Below are 20,323 nucleotides of genomic sequence, written 5' to 3'. Positions count from 1 at the left end.
ATTATTTCCCGTTGTCATTGTCTGTGCGGATGGACTCAGGCAGCTCCGTTACGTACTCCTTGCCGACATCAATCAGCATGACATCCCGGAGAACATTCCGGCCAATGAGTGCCTGGTAGGTAAGGTTGCTCCGATCTGATAGCGTAAATTCTGCTACCTGTTGATGGTCGCCTATGGAGAACTGAAGCTCGACCACTACGCGCCTTTCCGCGCCATCTGCACTGGCCTGAATTACTTTTACGCGCCGGGAAATTTCTTTTTCCAGGGTAACGAATTCTTTCGCGCCGGGAACCGGAACATCAAAGCGGACCCAATTGCTGCCGTCCCGCTCAAAGCGGGTAATGTTGCGCGCATCGATGGAAGATGTTTCAGCGCCGCTATCGATGCGCGCTTTGTAGATCAGCCCGGGCCCGGCCAGAAAGAAGTTCTCAACTTCGCCAACGATCACTTTCCCTTTGAGCCGATCAGCCCTGCCTTTGGATCTATCGGTAGCTGGGCAGGCCTTCTGAGCCGGGATGGGTGGACAAGAGGGTTTGGCAACTTGCGTCGCAATGGCATCCAGCACTTTCTGTGTTGCGACTTCGTTCTGTTCCAGAATCTTGTCGTGGCGAATCGTTGCGTTGTTTTCCATGGTCACCAGTGTCGCGCGCTGGGTCTGAACGGAGGTGTTGAGATCGCCTAGATCGGATTTTGGCACCATGAAATACCTGTCTGCCGAGCAACCCGTCAGCAGAACTGTGCCTGCCAGAACCACAACGGATAACGTCGATAGACCAGCTCGCAATTGTTTAGAACGCATTAAAAACCCCTGAGCCGGTTGCTGATCACACTTGGAATACGCTAGATGTGACAGTCATAAAAAAGAATAACGGAGAATATCCGGGGCAGGAGTATACAGCAACTGACGTGTGTATTTGCTTTACAGTTGGTTAAGGCGAGTTCTCTATCCGCTCTATTGACTGTTTAGCGGAATAGAAAGTGGCTGGTACCCAGAACCTCATCGGAACGCAAATATTCCTGAATCACCGGTGAGCAGTTGAGGTAAAAAAGAAGCAATTCTTTTTGAATATCCTGATCCTGAATCCGTGAAGCGAAAACAATTAAATCGCGAATGGCATCGTCAGACCCGGCATCAGACGTTTCAAGGCTTTTGCCATACCTGCTCTTGAGCAGGAGAGTAAGACGTTCAAGGTGGAACTCGCCGGTGTGGGTAATGTGAGGCAACAATCTGAAATCGCCCGAACCATAAAAGTCAGGATCGTTTTCTCCGCACTCAGTGTAAGAGCACTCGGTCTGTCGAAAATCAGCGCCCAGCTTTCGCCAGAGTTCTTTGAGCATGATAGATGGTCCAGTTTGGTTCGGCATCGATCCAAGAGGCGGTTAAAAAAGTGTAATCCACCAGTTTTGAGCGATATATACTCTTTTAGTGGATATTACGGTGCGCGTCCATAGCCGGATTCGAGTGCATTACCAAATTGCCAAACAGTCGTGATGCAGGCCGTGCATGTGCCTCACGGCAAAAACCATCGGCGAAAAGGTCATTGCGTTCCTATAGAATGTAATGCGTGGGTAAGCTCACGTTAATCCGAACAATTATTGAATCCACCAGAGGAGCTTTACCTGTGCTCGAGGCCGTCAGTGAATTTGTAGTGTCCCGGCCAGAGATGTTGGTTGCATTGGTTACTCTGCTGTTCGCAACTCTGGTTGTTATTGTCGGGCTTATGGCGAAGGCAAGAGCGGAAAGCAGGGCAGCAGGCCTGCAATCTGACGTGTCAGCGCACAGTCGAAGGATTGAAGAGCTTTTGGAGGAGCGCCAAAGCCAGCAAGTAAAAATTGACTCCCTCGGCAGTGAGTTGGGTGAGGCCCGTGCGTTACTGCGTGAGCAACAGGTTGTGCTGAAAGAGGAGCGGCGATCAGCGACAGAGAAGCTTGCGTTGCTGGAGCGCAACCGGGACGCACTGAAGCAGGAGTTTGAAAATCTTGCCAATCGGATTTTTGAACAAAAAAGTGAGCGTTTCACCCAGCAAACCCGCACCAGCATGGACTCCCTGCTAAACCCTTTTCGGGATCAGTTGCAGGACTTCCGGAAGCGGGTGGAAGATGTCTACACCACCGAAACCCGGGATCGACAAGCGCTTCGCAGCGAAATTAAATCGCTTCAGGATCTTAACAGGCAGATTACCGAGGAAGCCGCCAACCTTACTCGGGCGCTTAAGGGGGATAAGAAGATCCAGGGCAACTGGGGCGAGTTGATTCTGGAGCGGGTTCTGGAAAAATCCGGGCTTCGTAAAGGTATTGAGTACGACACCCAAGGCAGTTACCGGGATGCGGAAAACCAGTTGCTCCGGCCAGATGTGGTGGTGCACCTTCCGGACAGCCGTAATCTGGTGATTGATTCCAAAGTGTCACTGGTGGCCTATCAAACATGGGCCACGGAAGAAGATGACAGTGCGCGAGAAGAGGCGCTTAAGGAGCACGTGGCTGCCGTGCGGACCCATATTCGCACTCTGAGTGAAAAAGACTATAGCCAACTAGGCGGCCTGCACTCGCCGGACTTTGTTTTTCTTTTTATGCCCATAGAACCGGCTTTTGTGGCAGCTTTTCAGCAGGACGAGAACCTTTTCTCAGAAGCCTTCGAGCGAAAGATTATTGTAGTAACTCCGACAACGCTGTTGGCTACCCTGCGCACAGTTGAAAATATCTGGCGTTATGAGCGACAGAGCCAGAATGCGCGCTTGATAGCAGAGCGCGCAGGCGCGGTTTATGACAAACTCAGAGTATTCGTAGAAGCCATGGAGCGCCTTGGCGGGCAACTGCATACTGCTCAGGTTACCTACGATTCGGCCATGAACACGCTCACCAGAGGCCGGGGGAACCTCGTTTCCCAAGCCAACCGGTTTGTGGAGCTGGGTGTGCGGGTGAAAAAAGAACTGCCGAAGGTCATCATGGATCAGGCTGAGGTGGATTTTGAGCAGGAAGCGCCCCGCGAAGAGCCGGGTTCGGAAAATCAGGCAGTTGGTGCAGATAACGATCAGGAGTAAGTACCATGGTAGTATGTTTTGGGAATAGCGGTCTACTGGCCTTCGCATTTAAAGGTCGGCAGCTGGCCAAGGTGGCGATTCTCGCCTCGGCCTTGCTGGCAGGGCAGGCTGCGGCACTGGCACCGGAGCACGAAACCCGTCGCCTGATGCTGGCCACTGAAGAAGCAGTGACCGCTGAAAACTGGGCTGAGGCGAGTGAGTATCTAAATCGCTTACAGCTGCTGGATGCAGAGAAGCCCGCTGATTATTTTTACTACCGTGGCAGGGTGATGCTTCAGTCTTCGCATTTCAATGAGGCGCAGGCGGCACTGGAAGGTTACGTAACCAAAGCCGGAGCTGACGGCAGTCATTACCAAAGCGCTCTGAAACTGATCACTGATATTGAACGGGCACGAAAAGAAAAAGCGCTGACCCCTCAAATTGAAGGCGAGGCTAAAATTGCAGTGATTGAGCCGGCTGGGGATAAGCGACTTGAATCTCTGCGCAAACTGTATCTGGCCGATACGGACCGGGAAGCTTTGGTATTGCACCTCAACAGCCTTTTGGGTGTTGCCGGATGGCGGCAGGACCAGGCAATTGTGCGGCTTGATCGGCCAGCGGATATTGAATACCGCGTGAGTATCAGTGCAGATGCAATCGCCTATCAGGAAATTAAGCGCAATAGCTCGGGTGGCGCTACGCGGGTAGCCGGCCAGATTCCGGTGTATGGGGTAAACCCTCAGGTCGAGTGGCGGTGTGACACAGCCCTGGCGACCTGCTGGGTGTATGATCCACGAGACGGTTCTCGCTTGTTCCAGCTTTCGCCGAATCGCAGCCAGGCAGAAGAGGTTGCCCAGACTCTGGGGCGGCTGATTCGCAACCTGCAGGCCCCTTCCGGCTCCTAGTTATGGGTTTTGAGGTTGCCCCGCTCGCCTTCACGATAGGCGCCCGGGGTAACCCCTGTCCATTTCTTGAAAGCCCGGTGAAATGTTGAGGGCTCTGTGAACCCGACTTTTTCTGCAATATCGTTAATCGACAGTTCCTGCCGGCTTAAATAGTAAATTGCCATATCCCTACGCAGTAAATCCTTGATCTCCTGAAACGATGTGTTTTCCTGCTTCAGTCTGCGACGCAATGTTTGCGGGCTGGTATGCAGTTCGCTGGCAATCCATTCGAAATCGGGCAAGGGCTTTGAAAAGTCCCGACCAATGAGCGCCCTGATTTTTCCGGTAAATGTATTGCTCTCATCTGGGCGAGATAACAGATCTGCTGGTGACGTTTTCAGGAACTGCAGGATTTCCGGTTTATCCCTGATCACTGGTGCCGACAGAAAGCGTTTATCAAACGTCAGCGCTGTGCGGTCAGAATCAAATTCCAGGGGACAATGGAAGATATGGCGGTATTCATCGCCATGAGCGGGCCGGGGATAGTTAAACTCGGCTTTTTCCAGCTCTACCGGTTGGCCTACCAGCCAGCTGCCCAAGCGGTGCCAGATAACCAGAATGCTCTCACGCAGAAAATAGTCGGGGTCGTGAATCTCGCCTTCAATGCGGGACACCAGTTGCGCTTTCTGAGCACTGGTTTCCAACTCCATCGTGGCCATGGGATCAAACAGCCGGGAGAACTGATACGCGCGGCGATAAACTGCCTCAAGGGTAGGGCAGTCGATAACCAGCGCACACATGGTGGCAAAGGTGCCGGCCCGGGCTCGCCGCGGCCCCATACCCAGAAACTCATCATCCATACGGTACCAGGCAATCTGTAGCAGCGAACTGAATTGATCGCTATTAACCCTGGCCATCTCAATTCGCAAAAGATCAGGTGATATGCCTGCATCGCGGAGCATGTCTCCGGTATTAAGCCCCAAGCGTTCAGCGCCCGACAGGGCAGCCTGCACAAAGTGCCGTGAAACAGTCAGATCAGACATTAATTTCGCCATTCCATAAGAACCAGACCCATCATAAAACCCCCAAGCCACAATGCAACCGAAGCCGTTGTAAGAATTGGTTAATTGTAATGGCGTAACCGGCGGTTGGCCCTTATGGCAAAACCGTGCAGCATGGGCAGAGCATGAACAACCTAACGCATACAAGGAGAACACTATGGCAGGTCCCTTGACCTCAATGAGAATTCTGGACTTCAGTACACTGCTGCCGGGGCCATACGCCACCATGCTTTTGGCAGACATGGGCGCAGAAGTGTTGAGAGTGGAGGCGCCAGACAGGGTGGACCTTACCCGAGTGATGCCGCCTCACGATGCGGGCGTGAGCACAGCCCATGCATTCCTTAATCGGGGCAAGCAATCGCTAGCGCTTAACCTGAAAAAAGAAGGCAGCAAAGAAACGATTCTGGAACTGGTGAAGGATTACGACATAGTGATCGAGCAGTTCCGCCCCGGCGTTATGGACCGGCTGGGCATTGGTTATGAAACCCTGAAAGCCATCAATCCCAAGCTGATTTACTGTGCCATCACCGGCTACGGCCAAACAGGCCCATACAAAGACCGGGCAGGGCACGACATAAACTACCTCTCCATAGCCGGCGTGAGCAGCCATAGCGGCCGTGAAGCAGACGGCCCCCCACCAATGGGCATCCAGATTGCCGACGTAGCTGGCGGCTCTCACCACGCGGTGATGGGCATACTTGCCGCAGTAATCCATCGCCAGCAAACCGGAGAAGGGCAGTTTGTTGATATCAGCATGACTGACGCCGCCTTCGCACTCAACGGCATGGCTGGTGCCGCTAACCTGGCTGGCGGTCAGGAGCAGAAGCCCGAGGGTGCCATGCTCAACGGTGGTTCCTTCTATGACTACTACAAAACCCAGGACAGCCGGTGGCTCTCAGTAGGAAGCCTGGAGCCACAGTTCTCCGCAAGACTGTGCGACATTCTAGAGCTGGCTGAAATGAAGAGCTTTGCCCTGAGCCAGAACCCGGAGCACCAGAAAGCATTCAAAGCGGCGCTCAGTGAAAAGATACAGCTGAAAACGCTGGACCAGTGGCAGGCTATTTTTGCTGATGTGGATGCTTGTGTAGAGCCGGTTTTGAGTATTGCTGAGGCGGCTGAACATCCTCAGTTAGAAGCCAGGGATATGGTGATTGGCGTTGATCGGGGCGATGGCACACTGCAGAGGCAGATTGGGTTTCCGATTAAGTTTGAGAAGACGCCTGCGGCTACGACACGGATTGGGCAGCCACTGGGAGGAAAGTGAGTCTAAAGTGTGATTTGCTACGAAATAGCCTGAATTAAAGTTCAGCTTTATGTAGCTTCTGCTAGGTTTAATAGTGTCGCCGGTAACGGCGAATCCCGTAGTTAACAATTATAAGGGTAACACTATGCAAACCTGGAATAATCGTGTCGCGCGCGTGACGCGCGGCGCAGCTCTGGTGTTGTTAGGCAGTACCATGCTTGCAGGCTGTTTTGATAGCAACAGCTCATCATCTGGCCCCTCTGAGCCCCCTCTCGACACAAACCTGTTTCCGGCCGATGGTAGGTTGGAAGCAACTATTCGAATAACGGAAGGAGGGGTTCCTCATGTCAAGGCCGACAACCTGAAGTCTGCGGCCTTTGGGCATGGATATATGCAGGCGAAAGATAACGTATGTTTGCTTGCCGAAGCGATTGTTAAAGCACGAAGCGAGCGGGCCAAGTATTTTGGAGGCGGGCCTGACATCGGTGGTGGTCTCGGTTTGAACATCGTAACTGATTTTAGTTACAAGGCGCAGAGGATCTATAGTGGCGCCGAAGCTGAACTGCCAACGCTTAGCGGAGAAAGCCGTGCTTTGATAGAGGGCTTTGCAGAAGGATACAACCAATACGTTACCGAGACCGACCCAGCTGATTTCCCAGCAGAATGCGAAAGTGAAGAATGGGTCAAGCCTATTACTCCGGTGGACCTTCTCGCCCACTATCGCATAATCGGGCAGTACGCCAGTGGTAATTCCTTCGCAACAGGTGTGGCGTTTTTGGCGGTTCCGCCAAATGTCAGTCCTGCTCCGACACCGGTAAGCACTGTTGCCAGCAATGAGGCGGTTGAGCAGCTTCAGAAAAAGGTTGTTCGAGCGGCCACCGCCTCTGCAAGATCTGTACAGGATTTCACAGACACCGGCTTGGCGAGTAATGCCTGGGGCGTCGGTAAATCGATGACCGAGCAAGGCCGTGGTGCGCTTCTGGCAAACCCGCATTTCCCTTATACCGGTCACCGCCGACTTTATGAAATGCAAATGACGGTTCCGGGTTATATCAACGTGCACGGTGCCGGATTGCTGGGAACGGCGATTCCTTTAATCAATTTCAATGAAAACCTTGCTTGGTCCCACACCGTATCCACCAGTCGACGCTTTACCTGGTACGAGTTGACCCTGAAAGACGGCGACGACCTTACCTACATCAAAGATGGTGAGGAAAAGCCTATTACAGTTGAGACCTTCCAGGTGGAAGTCAAAGTGCCGGGAATGCCGGAGCCTATGGTTCTGAAACGGGACTTCTACTTCTCCGAGTATGGCCCGATGATTGCGGCTGACAAGATAAACCCGAGCCTTCCAGCTTGGGGTGATAACGGAGCACTCAATTCAGGCAAGCGGGTAGCGCTCACCTACCGTGATGCAAATGCCAATACCGGGGGGCTGTTAGATACCTGGCTGCAAATGAGCCGGGCAACGAATCTGTCACAGTTTAAGGATGTGTTCAAAAACTGTGGATCGACGCTATGGGTGAATACAACCTATGCGGATGATCAGGGCAATGCCTTCTATATAGACAGCAGTTCTGTGCCTAACCTGTCTGAAAAAGCTATTGCGTTGGTGAATCTGAGAAGACTGCAGCCTGCATATGCGGGGCTTTTTGATCAGGGTGTCACTTTGCTTGATGGAAGCAAGTCCATTGAAGATTGGATTGAAACCCAGTGCGGTGGCCTGACGACCTATGAACAGAAACCCAAACTTGTGCGTACTGACTGGGTGCAAAACTCCAATAGCAGTCACTGGTCAACCAACCCGGATGAGTTCTTGACGGGTTACTCACCGCTGTATGGGGATGAGAAGGCGCCCATTAACGCTCGCACCCGCCTGGGTATCAAGATGCTTCAGGATCCGATGGATCCAGGTTATTCCCCTGATCTGATTGCAGGGCAGGATGGCAAGTTCAATGCAAAAGAGTTGATCGGAACCATCTGGAATAATCGGGCCTGGTACGCTGAGCAGCTTCTGCCTGAGCTTCTTGAACGGTGCAACGACATAGGTACAGAGCCTGTTGACGGCCGTGACCTGAGTGCATGGTGTCAGGCCCTCGGTAGCTGGGATGGCCTTTATGAGCTTAATAGTAAAGGTGCTCATATATTCCGTGTGTTCATGGGGAACTACCTGAGTGATATGGATGCGGATTTAACCAAACCATTCAGCCCGGCAGATCCTGTGGGCACGCCGGCGCTTCCAAAAGAAGACAATGCAGGTACGCCTTCAGATACCATGCTTCTGGCGCTGTCATTAGGGGTTGGGGCGCTTCAGTCTCAGAATATCCAGCCAACAGCGGAACTTGGCACGCTCCAGTACTACCGTGCTTCGGGTGGTGTGAAGCCTGATTCCGGTGATACTCCAATGTTTCAGTCGCAACCGATTCAGTGGCATGGTGGTGATGGCAATATTGATGGGGCGTTCAACGCTATCGGCGTCTATACCGGTAATGTTGCTGACGATACTCGCTTCGCTCGCATTGCACCCTCAACGGTTCCTGGAACGGCTGGGCTGTCCGATGGCAGTGACGGAGTTGATGGCTGGTTGATGTCCAGAGGAACGAGTTGGCACTTTGGTCTTGAGTTTACAGACAATGGACCTGAAGCATACGGCCTTGTGAGTTATTCACAGTCGTCTGATGCTTCATCGCCATACTTCACCGACCAGAGCGAGATGTACTCCAGAAAAGAGTACCGGAAGCTGCCTTTCACGGAAACTGAGATCACGGCAAGCCTGATTGCTAATGGTGAGACAACTATCAGTAGTGAATAGGCAGGTCTAATTAACTGAAAGAAGTTGATGAAGTAGTCCGGCGCCATGGACGGAGCCGGTAAGTCGCAACACTGCTGAACCACGCACTTGCTTCTTTGCCCCTTCCATAGATTACCGATACCCCAAGCTGTTTAAGCTCGTATTTAGGGAGCGTCTGTAGAAAGCAGGTTTCGCCCTTGCTTGTTTCTTTTCACTGCTCTAAATGCAATGAACCCCGGGAGGCCGGGGTTCATTGGTATCCTTGCGCCCTGATTAACTCAGGGCTTGGTGGGACTAGGGTGCGTTTTGGTCCAGTGCATTTTCGAGCGTCAAGCTTGCGCCAAGTGATGCACCAACAGCGGGAACTGATTGGCCAGGTATTGGTTGTGCGCTGAGAGCTTGAGCTGTCTGTGTAACCATTGCACTGAATGCAACGCTAGTGTCAGCCGCTCCGCCAGGGCAGTTTGCGTTAGGCACAAGCGGGCCTACAAACGTACCGTGGTTTGCTCCGGAACAGGGGTTGCTGCCATCGAAGAAGCTGGCAGCTGGCATCACACCGCCAGTCGGAGTGCTTAAGTCGATGATGCCTAGGCCTTCAGTGCCATCGGCTAGCGAGGTTCCACCAGCGCCCAGGTCAACCAGTGCCATAAGCGGTTCAGTGCCAGCCAAGGGCGCCGACAGAGCTTTACCGAATGGGTCTACGTTGGCTTGGTTCGGTACCGTTGTATCACCTACGACTTCAGTTATCAGGATGTTGGGTGTAGATGTTCCCAGATCTTTAGCAAAGCTAACTGGATCCGATGCGTCCACAATTGACTGGAATACATAGAAGAAGCTCTCGAAGTTGGAGCTGCCCTGAGTTACACCAGCGTTAGCCAATCCACCCAAAAGCGAACCGGACAATCCCGGAGAGTTCTCGATCAGGCGAGTGACTTGGCCTCCGGTGTCATGGAGTACAACCGAGCTAAGGGTTGGGAATGTGAAGCCGTTTAGAGGTGCACCGGCCATTTGGTAGATCCCGTTGAGCGTTGCATTCAAGGTTCCGTCGTTCGCAAGAGCTGCAAACGCCGTTCCAGAGATGCCGCCGAGCGAGTGGCCAACGAAGTTTACGGGCACACCAGCCAAATCGCCTTGCGTAGTGAAGTCACCATCGATATCAAAGGTCTGTACAGATGCAGCAACGTTCAGCAGGTCCACAACACCTTGGCGTAGATTGTCACGGCTGTTCATCATGTTGCCTGGATTGATAAACAAGCTGCCTGATGAGATGTCAGTAGCATCTGCTGCAACGGGTACCAGTTGACCATTATTGGTGTAGCCGAAATGGCGTTCGCCAATGTAGTCGGCGCCGATCAGCGCATTCAGCTGAGCTTCAAGCGGTGAACCAGCAACGCCAGGGGCCTGCAGTACCTGATTTATAGTTGCAGTCAGGGTTGCCTCGTCCAACGTATCAAGCCCGGGTACGCTGCCATTTGTTGCACCGGCCAAGCCGTGCAGAGGTTGGTCAATTGCAATGACTGTCTGGCAGGCGCCCTGCGCGAGGAGGATTGCTGGAAGCATAGAGACGCTGCGATCAACAGTGATGCCGTGCTGGAATATTGTAACTCCATTAGGTTTGCCTGCTCCAGCATTGACGCAAGATGCGGGCTGAGCCGGCGTTCCATCAAGTACTGGGTGGAAAATAACAACTGGTACGGTTGTCGTGGCATTTTGCTGCGGGAACGGGAAGTATCCGTTTACGTTCAGTTTGCCGTCGATGTCGCGTAGGAAGGAGAAGATTTTCTCGCCAGGAGCAAGGCTTTCATTCAGGCCTGCTTCAAGTGCAGTGCTGCCCGACCAGCTTCCCGTCACAATCTCAGTGCCGGTATCGCCAGGTAGCGACTGGAAGTATGGCAATGTGATTGCGCCCTGAGATACTTGCACCTGTTGCGCAGCGGCCTTAATAGAGTTGCCTGGAGTCAGGTTGTCTATAGTAGTCAGGGCTGTTGCTGACTTTGCCGGGTAGAAAAATGAAGGACGCGGAATTGGGATATGGAGAGTCTTTCCAACCTCAGCTCCTATCGCTGCTTCGATTTTGGCTGGAGTGATCAATGGTGTGATTTGCCCCAACCTAGTAATCGTCTGCAGTTCTTCTGCAGTAAGGGAACTCGGATCGATTTGCCCTAGACTCAGTGCTTCAGCTTTCGCTGCAATCACGCCCAGCTGGGTAGTTAGCTGAGAGAAGTTCATATCAGGATAATTATCCCGGACAGCCTGTAATTGGGCGTTAAAGCCTATTTTCTGCCCAAGTCCTTGGCCAAATGCAGCAGGAGCCATCAAAGCCCTCAGGACATCTGTATCTGCGTTTGTAGTCAAAGTATAAGCAAATGCAGATTTTGAACCGGTTTGCTGGGCAGTAAGGAATCCATTGGCTAGCTGGTCAGCCGAGGTAAGGATTGCTTTCACGTTACCCAATGCTGGATTGCCAAGATTGCCATTAGCCAACGCTAGGTCTTCAGTTGAACGAGCAATTGGTTTGCCGTTCGCACCGACGACATCGTCAGAAACGATGACCAGGTACTTCTGGCTTTCTTCCAAAGGTTCAAGTGGAACAACGCGAATGGCGTTGTCGATGCCACCGTCAAGGCTAACAACCTCTGCTCTGAAGTTTGGCTGCACCAACGGCGTTGACAGACCCTGACCAAATGGATCGGCTTTTACAATACTGCTGGGGTTTGTGTTTGGCAGCGCTAGAGGTGCCGAAGCTAAAGCCGGCCCCACGTTTAAAGGAACAAGAAAAACAGTCGCATTAGCCATAACCGAGGCAGGGTTCAGCGAGCCATCAAATTTGAGGCTAAACGCACCAGATGTCGAAAATCCTGATAGTCGATTGACTGCATCATCGGCTGGGGTTTTACCAGTAGACAGTCCAGTGAAATCATAGTTGGCGCTCTGGGTTGCGCCGAGCAGTAGAATCAGATCCGAGTTGATTGGAAATTTAGGTTCCGCAGCAATTGGATTCGGATTGTAAATTGGGCGAACGAGCGATTTGTCGATCGTCGTATCTTCAATCAGATAATCCGGATTAGCGTTCGCCCCTTCTTCGCCGCTACTGAGGCAGCCTGTTAGCCCAAGGGAAGACGCCACGGCAAGACTTATTAGAGTTTTCTTGAACATGGGTGGAACCTTTTCCTGTTGTTGTATCGTTATGTTCGGCAACTAACGGGGCCGGTCTGAAGCGGTAAACCCGATGTCAGTGGCCTGTTCTGCATAAACGGTTGTCTGAAATTGTAGCCAGCGCTTTAAGCCAATTTCTATATCTATGACTATAGCGCCACTATGGCCAGTGTTGATCAGCCAAAAGTGTGATTCTTGCTGTTTGAATCCTCCTCGCACAACCTCTTTGAACTCTCCTTGGAAGGAAACTTGGCCTTTATGAAAAATAGATGGCCGGGCGACGTTTGTCGAGTCCAAGTTAAAGATATGCGGGGGTTTTTACAAAATGTATCAATTGCCCGCCAAGGCAAGAGAGTTGGCGGGCGAGGGGATTATTTAAAGCGTGAGAAATCCGGTTTGCGTTTTTGCATGAAGGCCCCGAAGGCTTCTGCCGCTTCTGGCGATTTCAGGCGCGCTGAAAACAGTTCGCCTTCCGCCAGCATCGTTGCCTCGAGTTCCTGTTGGATGGGCTTGTTGAGAAGCATTTTCGTTGCCCGAATGGCGGCTGGTGCCTGGTCGACGAGTTTTTCACAAGTTTCCAGGGCGGCTTTCTCGGTGTCGGAGGGATCGCACACTCTATTAATCAGCCCCAGCCGGTAAGCATCTTCCGCAGTGAAGGCCCCGCCCAGCATTAATAGCTCGGCTGCGCGTACCCGGCCGACCCAGGAAGGTAGTAGAAGGCTTGAGCCACCCTCGGGGCACAGGCCCAGGTTGGCAAACGGCATCTGAAAGCGCGCGTTAGTGCCTGCGAATACGAAATCACAATGCAAAAGCATGGTAGTGCCAATGCCTACGGCTGGGCCATTTACAGCTGCTACGACTGGCTTTGTGGCTTTAGCCAGTAACATTAGAAAGCGACCTACGGGGGTTTCTCTGAAGCTGCCTTGCAATCCGCTGGCAAAATCACTGAGATCGTTGCCTGCGGTAAAGCAGTCTTCACTACCGGTAAATAGCACGCAGCGAATGCCGTCATCGGATTCGGCTTGCTCAAGCGCATCGCCCAGTGCCGTGTACATGGCGTGGGTGAGTGCGTTTTTGCGTTCCGGGCGGTTAATGCGAACGGTCAAAATCTGATTATTGATTTGGGATTGAACGAAGTCTGTCACTGTGTCTCCTGGGGTGCTTCCTGATGTGCTTTTTGTCATTTGAGTAGGATGATACCTTTTTATAGGCGATTGTTAAGATAAAAGCTTTGCCTTTTGCCCAATCCCTCCCGCCCGCGAATTTCTGATAAACTGTGCCACCTGTTTTTTGACGATCCGATCATAACGATACCAACCTGATGAGGCGCCTATGACCACCGTAATCCGCCAGGATGACCTGATTGAAAGCGTAGCGGACGCGCTGCAGTTCATTTCTTACTATCACCCGAAAGATTTTATTGACGCGGTACATGAGGCCTATCAGCGGGAAGAGTCCCAGGCAGCCAAGGATGCCATGGCGCAAATCCTGATTAACTCGCGTATGTGTGCTCAGGGGCATCGCCCGCTGTGCCAGGACACCGGCATTGTGACCGTGTTCGTTAACATCGGCATGAATGTTCAGTGGGACTGCGAGATGGCATTGGACGACGTGATCAACGAAGGCGTGCGCCGTGCCTATGCCAACCCGGACAACGTGCTGCGCGCATCGATCCTTGCAGATCCGGATGGCAAGCGTCAGAACACTGGCGACAACACGCCTGCAATCATTCACTACAAAATGGTTCCGGGTGATACGGTTGAAGTGCATGTAGCAGCTAAAGGCGGCGGCTCTGAAGCCAAATCCAAGTTCGCCATGCTGAACCCATCCGATTCCGTAGTGGATTGGGTTCTAAAAATGGTGCCCCAGATGGGTGCTGGCTGGTGTCCGCCTGGAATGCTGGGCATAGGTATTGGTGGTACGGCTGAGAAGGCCATGCAGTTGGCGAAGGAATCCCTGCTGGACCCCATCGATATCCACGATCTGCAGGCACGTGGTGCATCCAATCGCGCTGAAGAATTGCGCCTCGAACTGTTCGACAAGGTGAACGATCTTGGCATTGGCGCTCAAGGCCTGGGTGGCCTGACAACTGTGCTGGACGTGAAGGTGAAAGATTACCCGACTCACGCAGCAAACAAGCCAGTGGCGATTATTCCGAACTGCGCGGCTACTCGCCACGCGCACTTCACTCTGGATGGCACCGGCCCCTCTTTGCAAACACCTCCGAGCCTGGAAGACTGGCCGGAAATCACCTGGGAAGTGGGTGAGGGTGTGCGCCGCGTGAACCTGAATACGATCACGCCGGAAGAAGTAAAAGAGTGGCAGCCGGGTGAAACCGTTTTGTTGTCTGGCAAGATGCTGACCGGCCGCGACGCTGCTCACAAGAAGATGGTGGATATGATCAACGCTGGCGAAGAGCTGCCGGTAGATCTGAAAGGCCGCTTCATTTATTACGTGGGCCCGGTTGATCCTGTGCGTGAAGAAGTGGTTGGTCCTGCTGGCCCCACTACGGCTACTCGTATGGATAAGTTTACTCACACCATGCTGGAGAAGACCGGCCTTACGGGCATGATTGGTAAAGCCGAGCGTGGTCAGGTGGCCATTGATGCCATCAAGGAATTTGGCGCGGTGTACCTGATGGCTGTGGGTGGCTCTGCTTACCTGGTCTCCAAGGCCATCAAACACGCAGAAGTGGTTGCCTTCCCGGAGCTGGGTATGGAAGCCATTTATGAGTTTGATGTGGAAGACATGCCGGTAACTGTGGCGGTGGATTCCAAGGGTACGTCGGTTCATCAGACTGGCCCGGTGGAATGGCAAGAGAAGATTATTGCTGCGAAAGCCATCTGACGTTAGCTGAGCTATAAAGTCGAGGGTCAGGTTTCACCATCTGGCCCTCGGCTCTCCCTTCCTAATTTCTCCGCCGTTAACTCGAACAGCTGATGTTCATGTGTTTGCCCCAGTCCGGTGGCAGCGCAGCGTATTTTTCATAACCCGGCTGCTCGTCGAAGGGCTTTTCCAGAACCTTGAGTAATTCCTTCATGGGTTCAAAATCGCCATTTTGAGCTTCCAAAATTACTTTCTGGGCCAGGTAGTTCCGCAAAATGTATTTTGGATTCACCCTGCGCATCTCATATTCCCGCTCATCCCGGGCGCGCGTTTCTTTCTCAAGCCGTTCCGCATAACGAGCGAGCCACTCATCAGCCACTTGGCGATCCACAAACAAATCCCGCAGTGGCGCCTGGCCGTGATCATACAGGTTTGAGAGTGCGCGGAAGAAGGTTGTGTAGTCAGCATGGTGCTCGTTGAGCATGCTGAAGGTGTCCATTACCAGGCTGAGATCGCCTTCGTCTTCCTGGGCCAGGCCGAGCTTGTCCCGCATGTTCTGTAAGAAGCGCCCGTTGTAGGCGGCTTCATACCGCTGTAGCCCTTTGCGGATAGTATCTTCGTCCATCACCGGTAGCAGCGCATTGGCAAGATACTGGCAGTTGGCAAAGCCGACTTGTGGCTGGCGGTTATAGGCATATCGACCGCCCTGGTCGGTGTGATTGCTGATGTAACCGGCATCAAAATCGTCCAGAAACGCGAAAGGCCCGTAATCGAAGGTGTCGCCGATGATGGACATGTTGTCGCTGTTCATAACGCCATGGCAGAAGCCTACTGCTTGCCAGTCTGCGATCAGTCTTGCAGTACGCTCCACCACTTCTTCAAACCAGCGTGCGTGGCGTTCTTCATCAGGTAGTTGGATCAGATGTGGGAAATGAAGCGATATAACGTGTTCCAGCAGGGTTTTTATCGCGTCTGGGCCTTCATGGTGTGCTGCAAACTCAAAATGGCCAAACCGGATGTGGCTCTGGGCGACGCGCATCAATGCGGCAGCAGTTTCGATGGACTCCCTGCGAATCGGGTCCCGGGCGCTGACCATAAACAGAGCGCGGGTCGTTGGGATTGCAAGCCCATGCATGGCTTCGCTACACAGGTATTCGCGAATGGTGGAACGCAGTACCGCCCGGCCATCACCAAAACGTGAGTAGGGGGTTGTTCCTGCGCCTTTCAGGTGCCAGTCCCAGCGGCGGTCATCCGGGCCTACGGTTTCCCAAAGCAGCAGGCCGCGGCCATCCCCCAGTTCCGGGTTATACGTGCCAAACTGGTGGCCGGTGTATTTCATAGCCACCGGGTCCATGCCTTCAAGTAATTCGGCACCGCCACCAATCTTTGCCCAGTCGGCTTCGTTGGTAACGTGGAAGCCCATTTCCTGGGCCAGTTTGTGGTTGAAGCACGCCATTTTTGCGTCTTTGAGTGGAGTGGGCTGAACGCGGGTGTAGAAGCTGTCTGGGAGTTCCAGGTAGCGGTGCTCTACACGAAAACTATTGCTGCTCATAAAAGGCCTATACTCCAAATCGATAATGATGTTTGCAAACCATTAACTAACGTCGGGAATCCGCTCTGCTTGTGAATGCGCTCGAAAATACTATCGCCACCTTAATAGACCAGGAAGGCCTTTTTGAAAGCTACGCCAACACGGTGCAAAAGATCATTGTGCCCTTGGTGCATTACGTCTCGCAGCTCCAAGAATCGGAGCAACGAACGCTTGTTATAGGTATTCACGGTGCACAGGGAACAGGTAAATCTACCCTGGCTCTGTTCATGCAAGAGCTGCTCTCAAAGCATTGGAATTATCCTACAGCCAGCTTTTCTCTTGATGACATCTACCTTACCAGAGCAGAGCGTTGGGAGCTTGCGGAGCAAGTGCACCCATTACTGCTAACCCGTGGGGTGCCGGGTACACACGATCTTGAGCTTGGCCAGCGGGTAATAGATCAGTTCCGCTCAGCCCAACCGAAGGATGAAACGGCCATCCCTGCGTTTAATAAAGCAATGGATGACAGGGCGCCAGTAGGTGATTGGCCAGTATTCAAAGGCCGGCCGGCAGTTATTTTGCTGGAAGGTTGGTGTGTGGGCGCCCGGGCGCAAAGCAAGGAGGCACTTATAGCTCCGGTGAATTTATTGGAGGAGCAAGAAGACCCGGAAGGAGTATGGCGCGCCTACGTGAATCAGTGCCTGAGTACTACATATAAGGATTTTTTCAGCCAGCTGGATAGCCTGATTATGCTTAAAGCGCCCTCCATGGAAAGCGTTCTGGAATGGCGCACCTTGCAGGAAAACAAACTGGCAGAGCGGATCAGAACTTTAGCTATGACTGCTGATAGGTCGCAGTCGTTACGGGTTATGAGTGATGATGAAGTCGCTCGGTTTATTATGCACTATGAACGGATAACCAGAGCATCCCTTGCGGAAATGCCCGTGAGGGCGAATGTGGTAGTGGACGTATCGGAATCGCATTCCCTTAGCTTCAAAGTCGAACCACCCATCCACATGGGGTATCCTGATATGACACGCGATTTATAGCTGGATATTCAATAGCTGGACACCCACGAGTGCCGAGATTCGATACATGATGAAAGCAATCAAGATAGTCGGTGATTCCCTGGTGTGGGAAGACTATGCGAGCTCCGAAGAGCTACCTGCAAACCACGTAGAAATCGATGTTGTCTGGACTGCCGTTAACCGAGCTGATTTGTCTCAGCGGGCGGGCGTTTACCCCCCACCTCCCGGAGCATCGGAAATTCTCGGGCTGGAAGTCAGTGGCCGTATTGCAGCCATAGGCGAAGCCGTAACGGGCTTTGAACTGGGCGATGAAGTGTGTGCGCTTCTGACGGGAGGAGGCTACGCAACCAAGGTTGTGGTTCCTGCGGCTCAGGTATTGCCCATACCCAAGGGGTATTCGTTGCAAAAAGCCGCAGCGCTTCCGGAGGTGTTTGCGACGGCTTGGTTGAATCTATATCAGGAAGCCGACCTTAGGCCGGGTGAGCGTGTGCTGTTACATGCAGCAGGTAGCGGCCTGGGTACCACGGTTATTCAGATAGCCACAGCCTTTGGTAATCCGGTATTTGCCACTGCAGGTGACGACGATAAGCTGGAAGTGTGCCGCAAGCTGGGAGCAACGGGCACCTGGAACCGCAAGAACGGATCGTTTGTGGATGCGGTGAAAAGCTGGGGCGGCGTGGATATGGTGCTGGATCCAGTCGGCGGAGGATACATTAAGGATGATCAGAAGGTCCTGAGTGCTGATGGCCGCATTGTTCTGATCGGTCTTCTGGGAGGACGTTTTTCGGAGGTCGATCTGGGTCTCATGCTTATGAAGCGCCACAAGCTGATCGGCTCGACCCTGCGTTCCCGTTCAGTCGCCGATAAGGAGCGTGTGATGCAAGATTTGTATCGCCATGTTTGGCCGTTGCTGGTTGCCGGGCAGATTGAGCCGGTGATTGACAGTACCTGGCCCATTGAGCAGGTTGAAGACGCCATGGCCCATGTAGAAGCCAACAAAAACACCGGGAAGGTACTCCTGCAAATAGGAGAGTAGCCTTCCCGGCGCTACGCGCCTTTTTGTTAATCGGCAATGTGTACCAATTGCTTGCCGAAATTCCGGCCCTTCAGCATGCCTTTGAAGGCCTCAACTGCATTTTCGAGGCCTTCGGCAACCGTTTCACGGTATTTGAGTTCACCAGAAGCAATACGATTGGTGAGAATATCGGTAATTTCCTGGTGCTGATCCTGCCACTCGGTTACCAGGAAGAAACGGTGCTCCGGAACCGGGTCGAGACGCTTGAGAATATCAAACGGTGTCTCTACCTTATCTGTGCTCTTGGCGTTGTAAGCCGAGACGAAACCGCAAATGGGCACCCGCGCTCCGGGGTTCAGTAGTGTCGCAACGGCTCTGGTTACGTCACCACCTACGTTTTCATAATAAATATCGATACCGTCTGGGCAGGCGGCTTTCAAATCGGCTTCAAGATTGCCCGCTTTGTAGTCCACGCAGGCATCAAAGCCCAGTTCGTCTACCACATAGCCGCACTTCTCTGGCCCACCTGCAACACCCACCACGCGGCAACCCGCAAGTTTGGCGGTTTGACCAACTACTGTGCCCACGGGGCCGGAAGCTGCGGAAACTACCACCGTTTCGCCGGATTTCGGTTTGCCCAAGTAGGTTAAACCGCAGTAGCCCGTGCGCCCTGGCATGCCTGCCACGCCGAGATAGGTTTGCAGGGGTACGTTTTCTTTTTGATCGATCTTGTAAACCATCGGCGCATCTGCGGGGAAGGTGACATACTCCTGCCAGCCGGAATAGCAGGTAACCAGATCACCTACTTTGAGCTTGTCTGACCGGGACTCAACAATCCTCGCAACACTTTCGCCCACGATGGGGTCGTCTATCGCAATGGGATCCATATAGCCTTTTGCATCGTTCATTCGCGGACGCATGTATGGGTCCAGCGAAAGCCATAACACCTGCGCAACAACCTCACCTTCTTCGGGCTTGCGCACCGGGCGCTCTTCCATCGCCAGATCACCGTCCTGAATTTCGCCGTTGGGACGCTGCTTCAGAACAATGGCGCGATTTTGGTATTGGCTCATGGTGTTTCCTCTGCTTATGCATGGTGGAACGCAACTTGAGGGGCGGCGGTCTTGGGCCGGCTTTTCATTTAGGTTGCGTAAAGAGACCAGATTAGCTTGAAGGAGAATAAACTTGTGGTCAAGCTCTCATGTTTCTGGCCATACCGGTTAGCGGGGTTACATTCCGGAATCGGGAGGTTATAATCGGGCACCGGCTCAGGATGAGCATGGATAACACACCAATCTTCAGGGACAGAAGACATGCCCCAGGCAAGCGGACTGCAGTTTACCGCCCGTGTTGGCGAACTCCCCACTGATCTATTCTCTGTTGTTGGCTTTACGCTGACCGAACGGCTATCCGAGCTATTTCATGGCTGCCTTGAACTAGCCAGCACCGACCCGGACATAGATGCATCCGAAGTTTTGGAGCAACCCGTGGATCTGGTGGTTTGGGAAGCCGGAGTGCCCGTTCGCCGCTTTACCGGGGTGGTTAATGAGTTCGCCCGGGGCGACTCCGGCCACCGCCGCACCCGCTATGAGTTAGTTATCCAGCCGCCCCTGTGGCGTTTAGGACTGATGCACAACAGCCGCATCTTCCAGACCCAAACCACAGACATCATCGTGCGCACCCTGTTGGAAGAGCGGGGCATTGTGGACTCCGTATTTGATCTGAAACGTGCCCCCCAGGAACGGGAATACTGCGTACAGCACCGGGA

At 53.1% G+C, this 20,323-nt stretch carries 15 protein-coding genes; 8 read left to right on the top strand and 7 right to left on the bottom strand.

Translation table 11 applies throughout. The features are described 5' to 3' along the window. Nucleotide 1: 1 nt before the first annotated feature. The gene (locus RG807_RS17230; RefSeq protein ID WP_435404688.1) at nt 2-799 is read right to left on the bottom strand and encodes an ATP-dependent zinc protease family protein; all 798 of its coding nucleotides are present in this window, start codon (nt 797-799) and stop codon (nt 2-4) included. A 164-nt stretch (nt 800-963) separates the two neighbouring features. Continuing rightward, nucleotides 964-1,338 (bottom strand): hypothetical protein, encoded by a 375-nt coding sequence (locus RG807_RS17225; RefSeq protein ID WP_309045987.1) that lies wholly within the window; start codon nt 1,336-1,338, stop codon nt 964-966. Between the two features lie 284 nt (nt 1,339-1,622). Here RG807_RS17225 and RG807_RS17220 point away from each other — a divergent pair, with 284 nt between their 5' ends. Next, nucleotides 1,623-3,041, top strand: a complete 1,419-nt coding sequence (locus RG807_RS17220) for a DNA recombination protein RmuC (protein WP_309045986.1) — start codon at nt 1,623-1,625, stop codon at nt 3,039-3,041. A 5-nt stretch (nt 3,042-3,046) separates the two neighbouring features. After that, complete coding sequence (locus RG807_RS17215; RefSeq protein ID WP_309045985.1) at nt 3,047-3,925, top strand: hypothetical protein; 879 nt, start codon at nt 3,047-3,049, stop codon at nt 3,923-3,925. On the opposite strand, the gene RG807_RS17210 is transcribed toward RG807_RS17215, so the two are convergent. Continuing rightward, on the bottom strand, nt 3,922-4,947 hold the full coding sequence (locus RG807_RS17210; protein WP_309045984.1) for an AraC family transcriptional regulator: 1,026 nt from the start codon (nt 4,945-4,947) through the stop codon (nt 3,922-3,924). The two genes, RG807_RS17215 and RG807_RS17210, sit on opposite strands and share 4 nt — an antisense overlap. A gap of 175 nt (nt 4,948-5,122) precedes the next feature. Here RG807_RS17210 and RG807_RS17205 point away from each other — a divergent pair, with 175 nt between their 5' ends. Both RG807_RS17205 and RG807_RS17200 read left to right on the top strand, forming a co-directional pair. Next, complete coding sequence (locus tag RG807_RS17205) at nt 5,123-6,229, top strand: CaiB/BaiF CoA transferase family protein (protein ID WP_309045983.1); 1,107 nt, start codon at nt 5,123-5,125, stop codon at nt 6,227-6,229. A gap of 124 nt (nt 6,230-6,353) precedes the next feature. After that, on the top strand, nt 6,354-9,020 hold the full coding sequence (locus tag RG807_RS17200; protein ID WP_309045982.1) for a penicillin acylase family protein: 2,667 nt from the start codon (nt 6,354-6,356) through the stop codon (nt 9,018-9,020). 273 nt (nt 9,021-9,293) lie between these two features. Here RG807_RS17200 and RG807_RS17195 read toward each other — a convergent pair whose 3' ends face one another. Together RG807_RS17195 and RG807_RS17190 are read right to left on the bottom strand one after the other, a co-directional pair. Continuing rightward, nucleotides 9,294-12,155 carry an MECDP-synthase gene (locus tag RG807_RS17195; protein WP_309045981.1) on the bottom strand — a complete coding sequence of 954 codons (2,862 nt, stop codon included), beginning with the start codon at nt 12,153-12,155 and terminating at the stop codon, nt 9,294-9,296. Between the two features lie 371 nt (nt 12,156-12,526). Continuing rightward, entirely contained in the window at nt 12,527-13,300 is a 774-nt protein-coding gene (locus RG807_RS17190) for an enoyl-CoA hydratase (RefSeq protein ID WP_309045980.1), read from the bottom strand. Nucleotides 13,301-13,487: 187 nt separating this feature from the next. Between RG807_RS17190 and RG807_RS17185 the strand changes: the two genes are divergently transcribed. Then, the gene (locus RG807_RS17185) at nt 13,488-15,002 is read left to right on the top strand and encodes a fumarate hydratase (protein WP_309045979.1); all 1,515 of its coding nucleotides are present in this window, start codon (nt 13,488-13,490) and stop codon (nt 15,000-15,002) included. A 76-nt stretch (nt 15,003-15,078) separates the two neighbouring features. Here the strand turns inward: RG807_RS17185 and RG807_RS17180 are convergent, their stop codons facing one another. Beyond that, nucleotides 15,079-16,533: a protein adenylyltransferase SelO gene (locus tag RG807_RS17180; RefSeq protein WP_309045978.1), complete on the bottom strand. Its 1,455-nt coding sequence runs from the start codon at nt 16,531-16,533 to the stop codon at nt 15,079-15,081. Between the two features lie 71 nt (nt 16,534-16,604). Here RG807_RS17180 and RG807_RS17175 point away from each other — a divergent pair, with 71 nt between their 5' ends. Beyond that, entirely contained in the window at nt 16,605-17,561 is a 957-nt protein-coding gene (locus tag RG807_RS17175; protein WP_309045977.1) for a hypothetical protein, read from the top strand. A 46-nt stretch (nt 17,562-17,607) separates the two neighbouring features. Further along, nucleotides 17,608-18,576, top strand: coding sequence for an NAD(P)H-quinone oxidoreductase (locus tag RG807_RS17170; RefSeq protein WP_309045976.1), 969 nt, complete (start codon nt 17,608-17,610; stop codon nt 18,574-18,576). A gap of 26 nt (nt 18,577-18,602) precedes the next feature. On the opposite strand, the gene RG807_RS17165 is transcribed toward RG807_RS17170, so the two are convergent. Beyond that, nucleotides 18,603-19,628 (bottom strand): NADP-dependent oxidoreductase, encoded by a 1,026-nt coding sequence (locus RG807_RS17165; protein WP_309045975.1) that lies wholly within the window; start codon nt 19,626-19,628, stop codon nt 18,603-18,605. A gap of 240 nt (nt 19,629-19,868) precedes the next feature. On the opposite strand from RG807_RS17165, the gene RG807_RS17160 reads away from it, so the two are divergent. Beyond that, a partial coding sequence (locus RG807_RS17160) for a contractile injection system protein, VgrG/Pvc8 family (protein WP_309045974.1) occupies nt 19,869-20,323 on the top strand: 455 nt, incomplete at its 3' end.

The sequence above is a fragment of the Marinobacter sediminicola genome (assembly GCF_031157525.1).
GTDB lineage: Bacteria > Pseudomonadota > Gammaproteobacteria > Pseudomonadales > Oleiphilaceae > Marinobacter > Marinobacter sediminicola.
Note: the sequence above shows the minus strand (reverse complement) of the source record. Positions and strands in the feature narration are given on the sequence as shown.

Excerpts from the sequence above, each read along its gene's own strand:
- RG807_RS17230 (WP_435404688.1), bottom strand. The coding sequence starts at position 799 with ATGCGTTCTAAACAATTGCGAGCTGGTCTATCGACGTTATCCGTTGTG.
- RG807_RS17225 (WP_309045987.1), bottom strand. The coding sequence starts at position 1,338 with ATGCTCAAAGAACTCTGGCGAAAGCTGGGCGCTGATTTTCGACAGACC.
- RG807_RS17215 (WP_309045985.1), top strand. The coding sequence starts at position 3,047 with ATGGTAGTATGTTTTGGGAATAGCGGTCTACTGGCCTTCGCATTTAAA.
- RG807_RS17210 (WP_309045984.1), bottom strand. The coding sequence starts at position 4,947 with ATGTCTGATCTGACTGTTTCACGGCACTTTGTGCAGGCTGCCCTGTCG.
- RG807_RS17205 (WP_309045983.1), top strand. The coding sequence starts at position 5,123 with ATGGCAGGTCCCTTGACCTCAATGAGAATTCTGGACTTCAGTACACTG.
- RG807_RS17200 (WP_309045982.1), top strand. The coding sequence starts at position 6,354 with ATGCAAACCTGGAATAATCGTGTCGCGCGCGTGACGCGCGGCGCAGCT.
- RG807_RS17195 (WP_309045981.1), bottom strand. The coding sequence starts at position 12,155 with ATGTTCAAGAAAACTCTAATAAGTCTTGCCGTGGCGTCTTCCCTTGGG.
- RG807_RS17185 (WP_309045979.1), top strand. The coding sequence starts at position 13,488 with ATGACCACCGTAATCCGCCAGGATGACCTGATTGAAAGCGTAGCGGAC.
- RG807_RS17180 (WP_309045978.1), bottom strand. The coding sequence starts at position 16,533 with ATGAGCAGCAATAGTTTTCGTGTAGAGCACCGCTACCTGGAACTCCCA.
- RG807_RS17170 (WP_309045976.1), top strand. The coding sequence starts at position 17,608 with ATGATGAAAGCAATCAAGATAGTCGGTGATTCCCTGGTGTGGGAAGAC.
- RG807_RS17165 (WP_309045975.1), bottom strand. The coding sequence starts at position 19,628 with ATGAGCCAATACCAAAATCGCGCCATTGTTCTGAAGCAGCGTCCCAAC.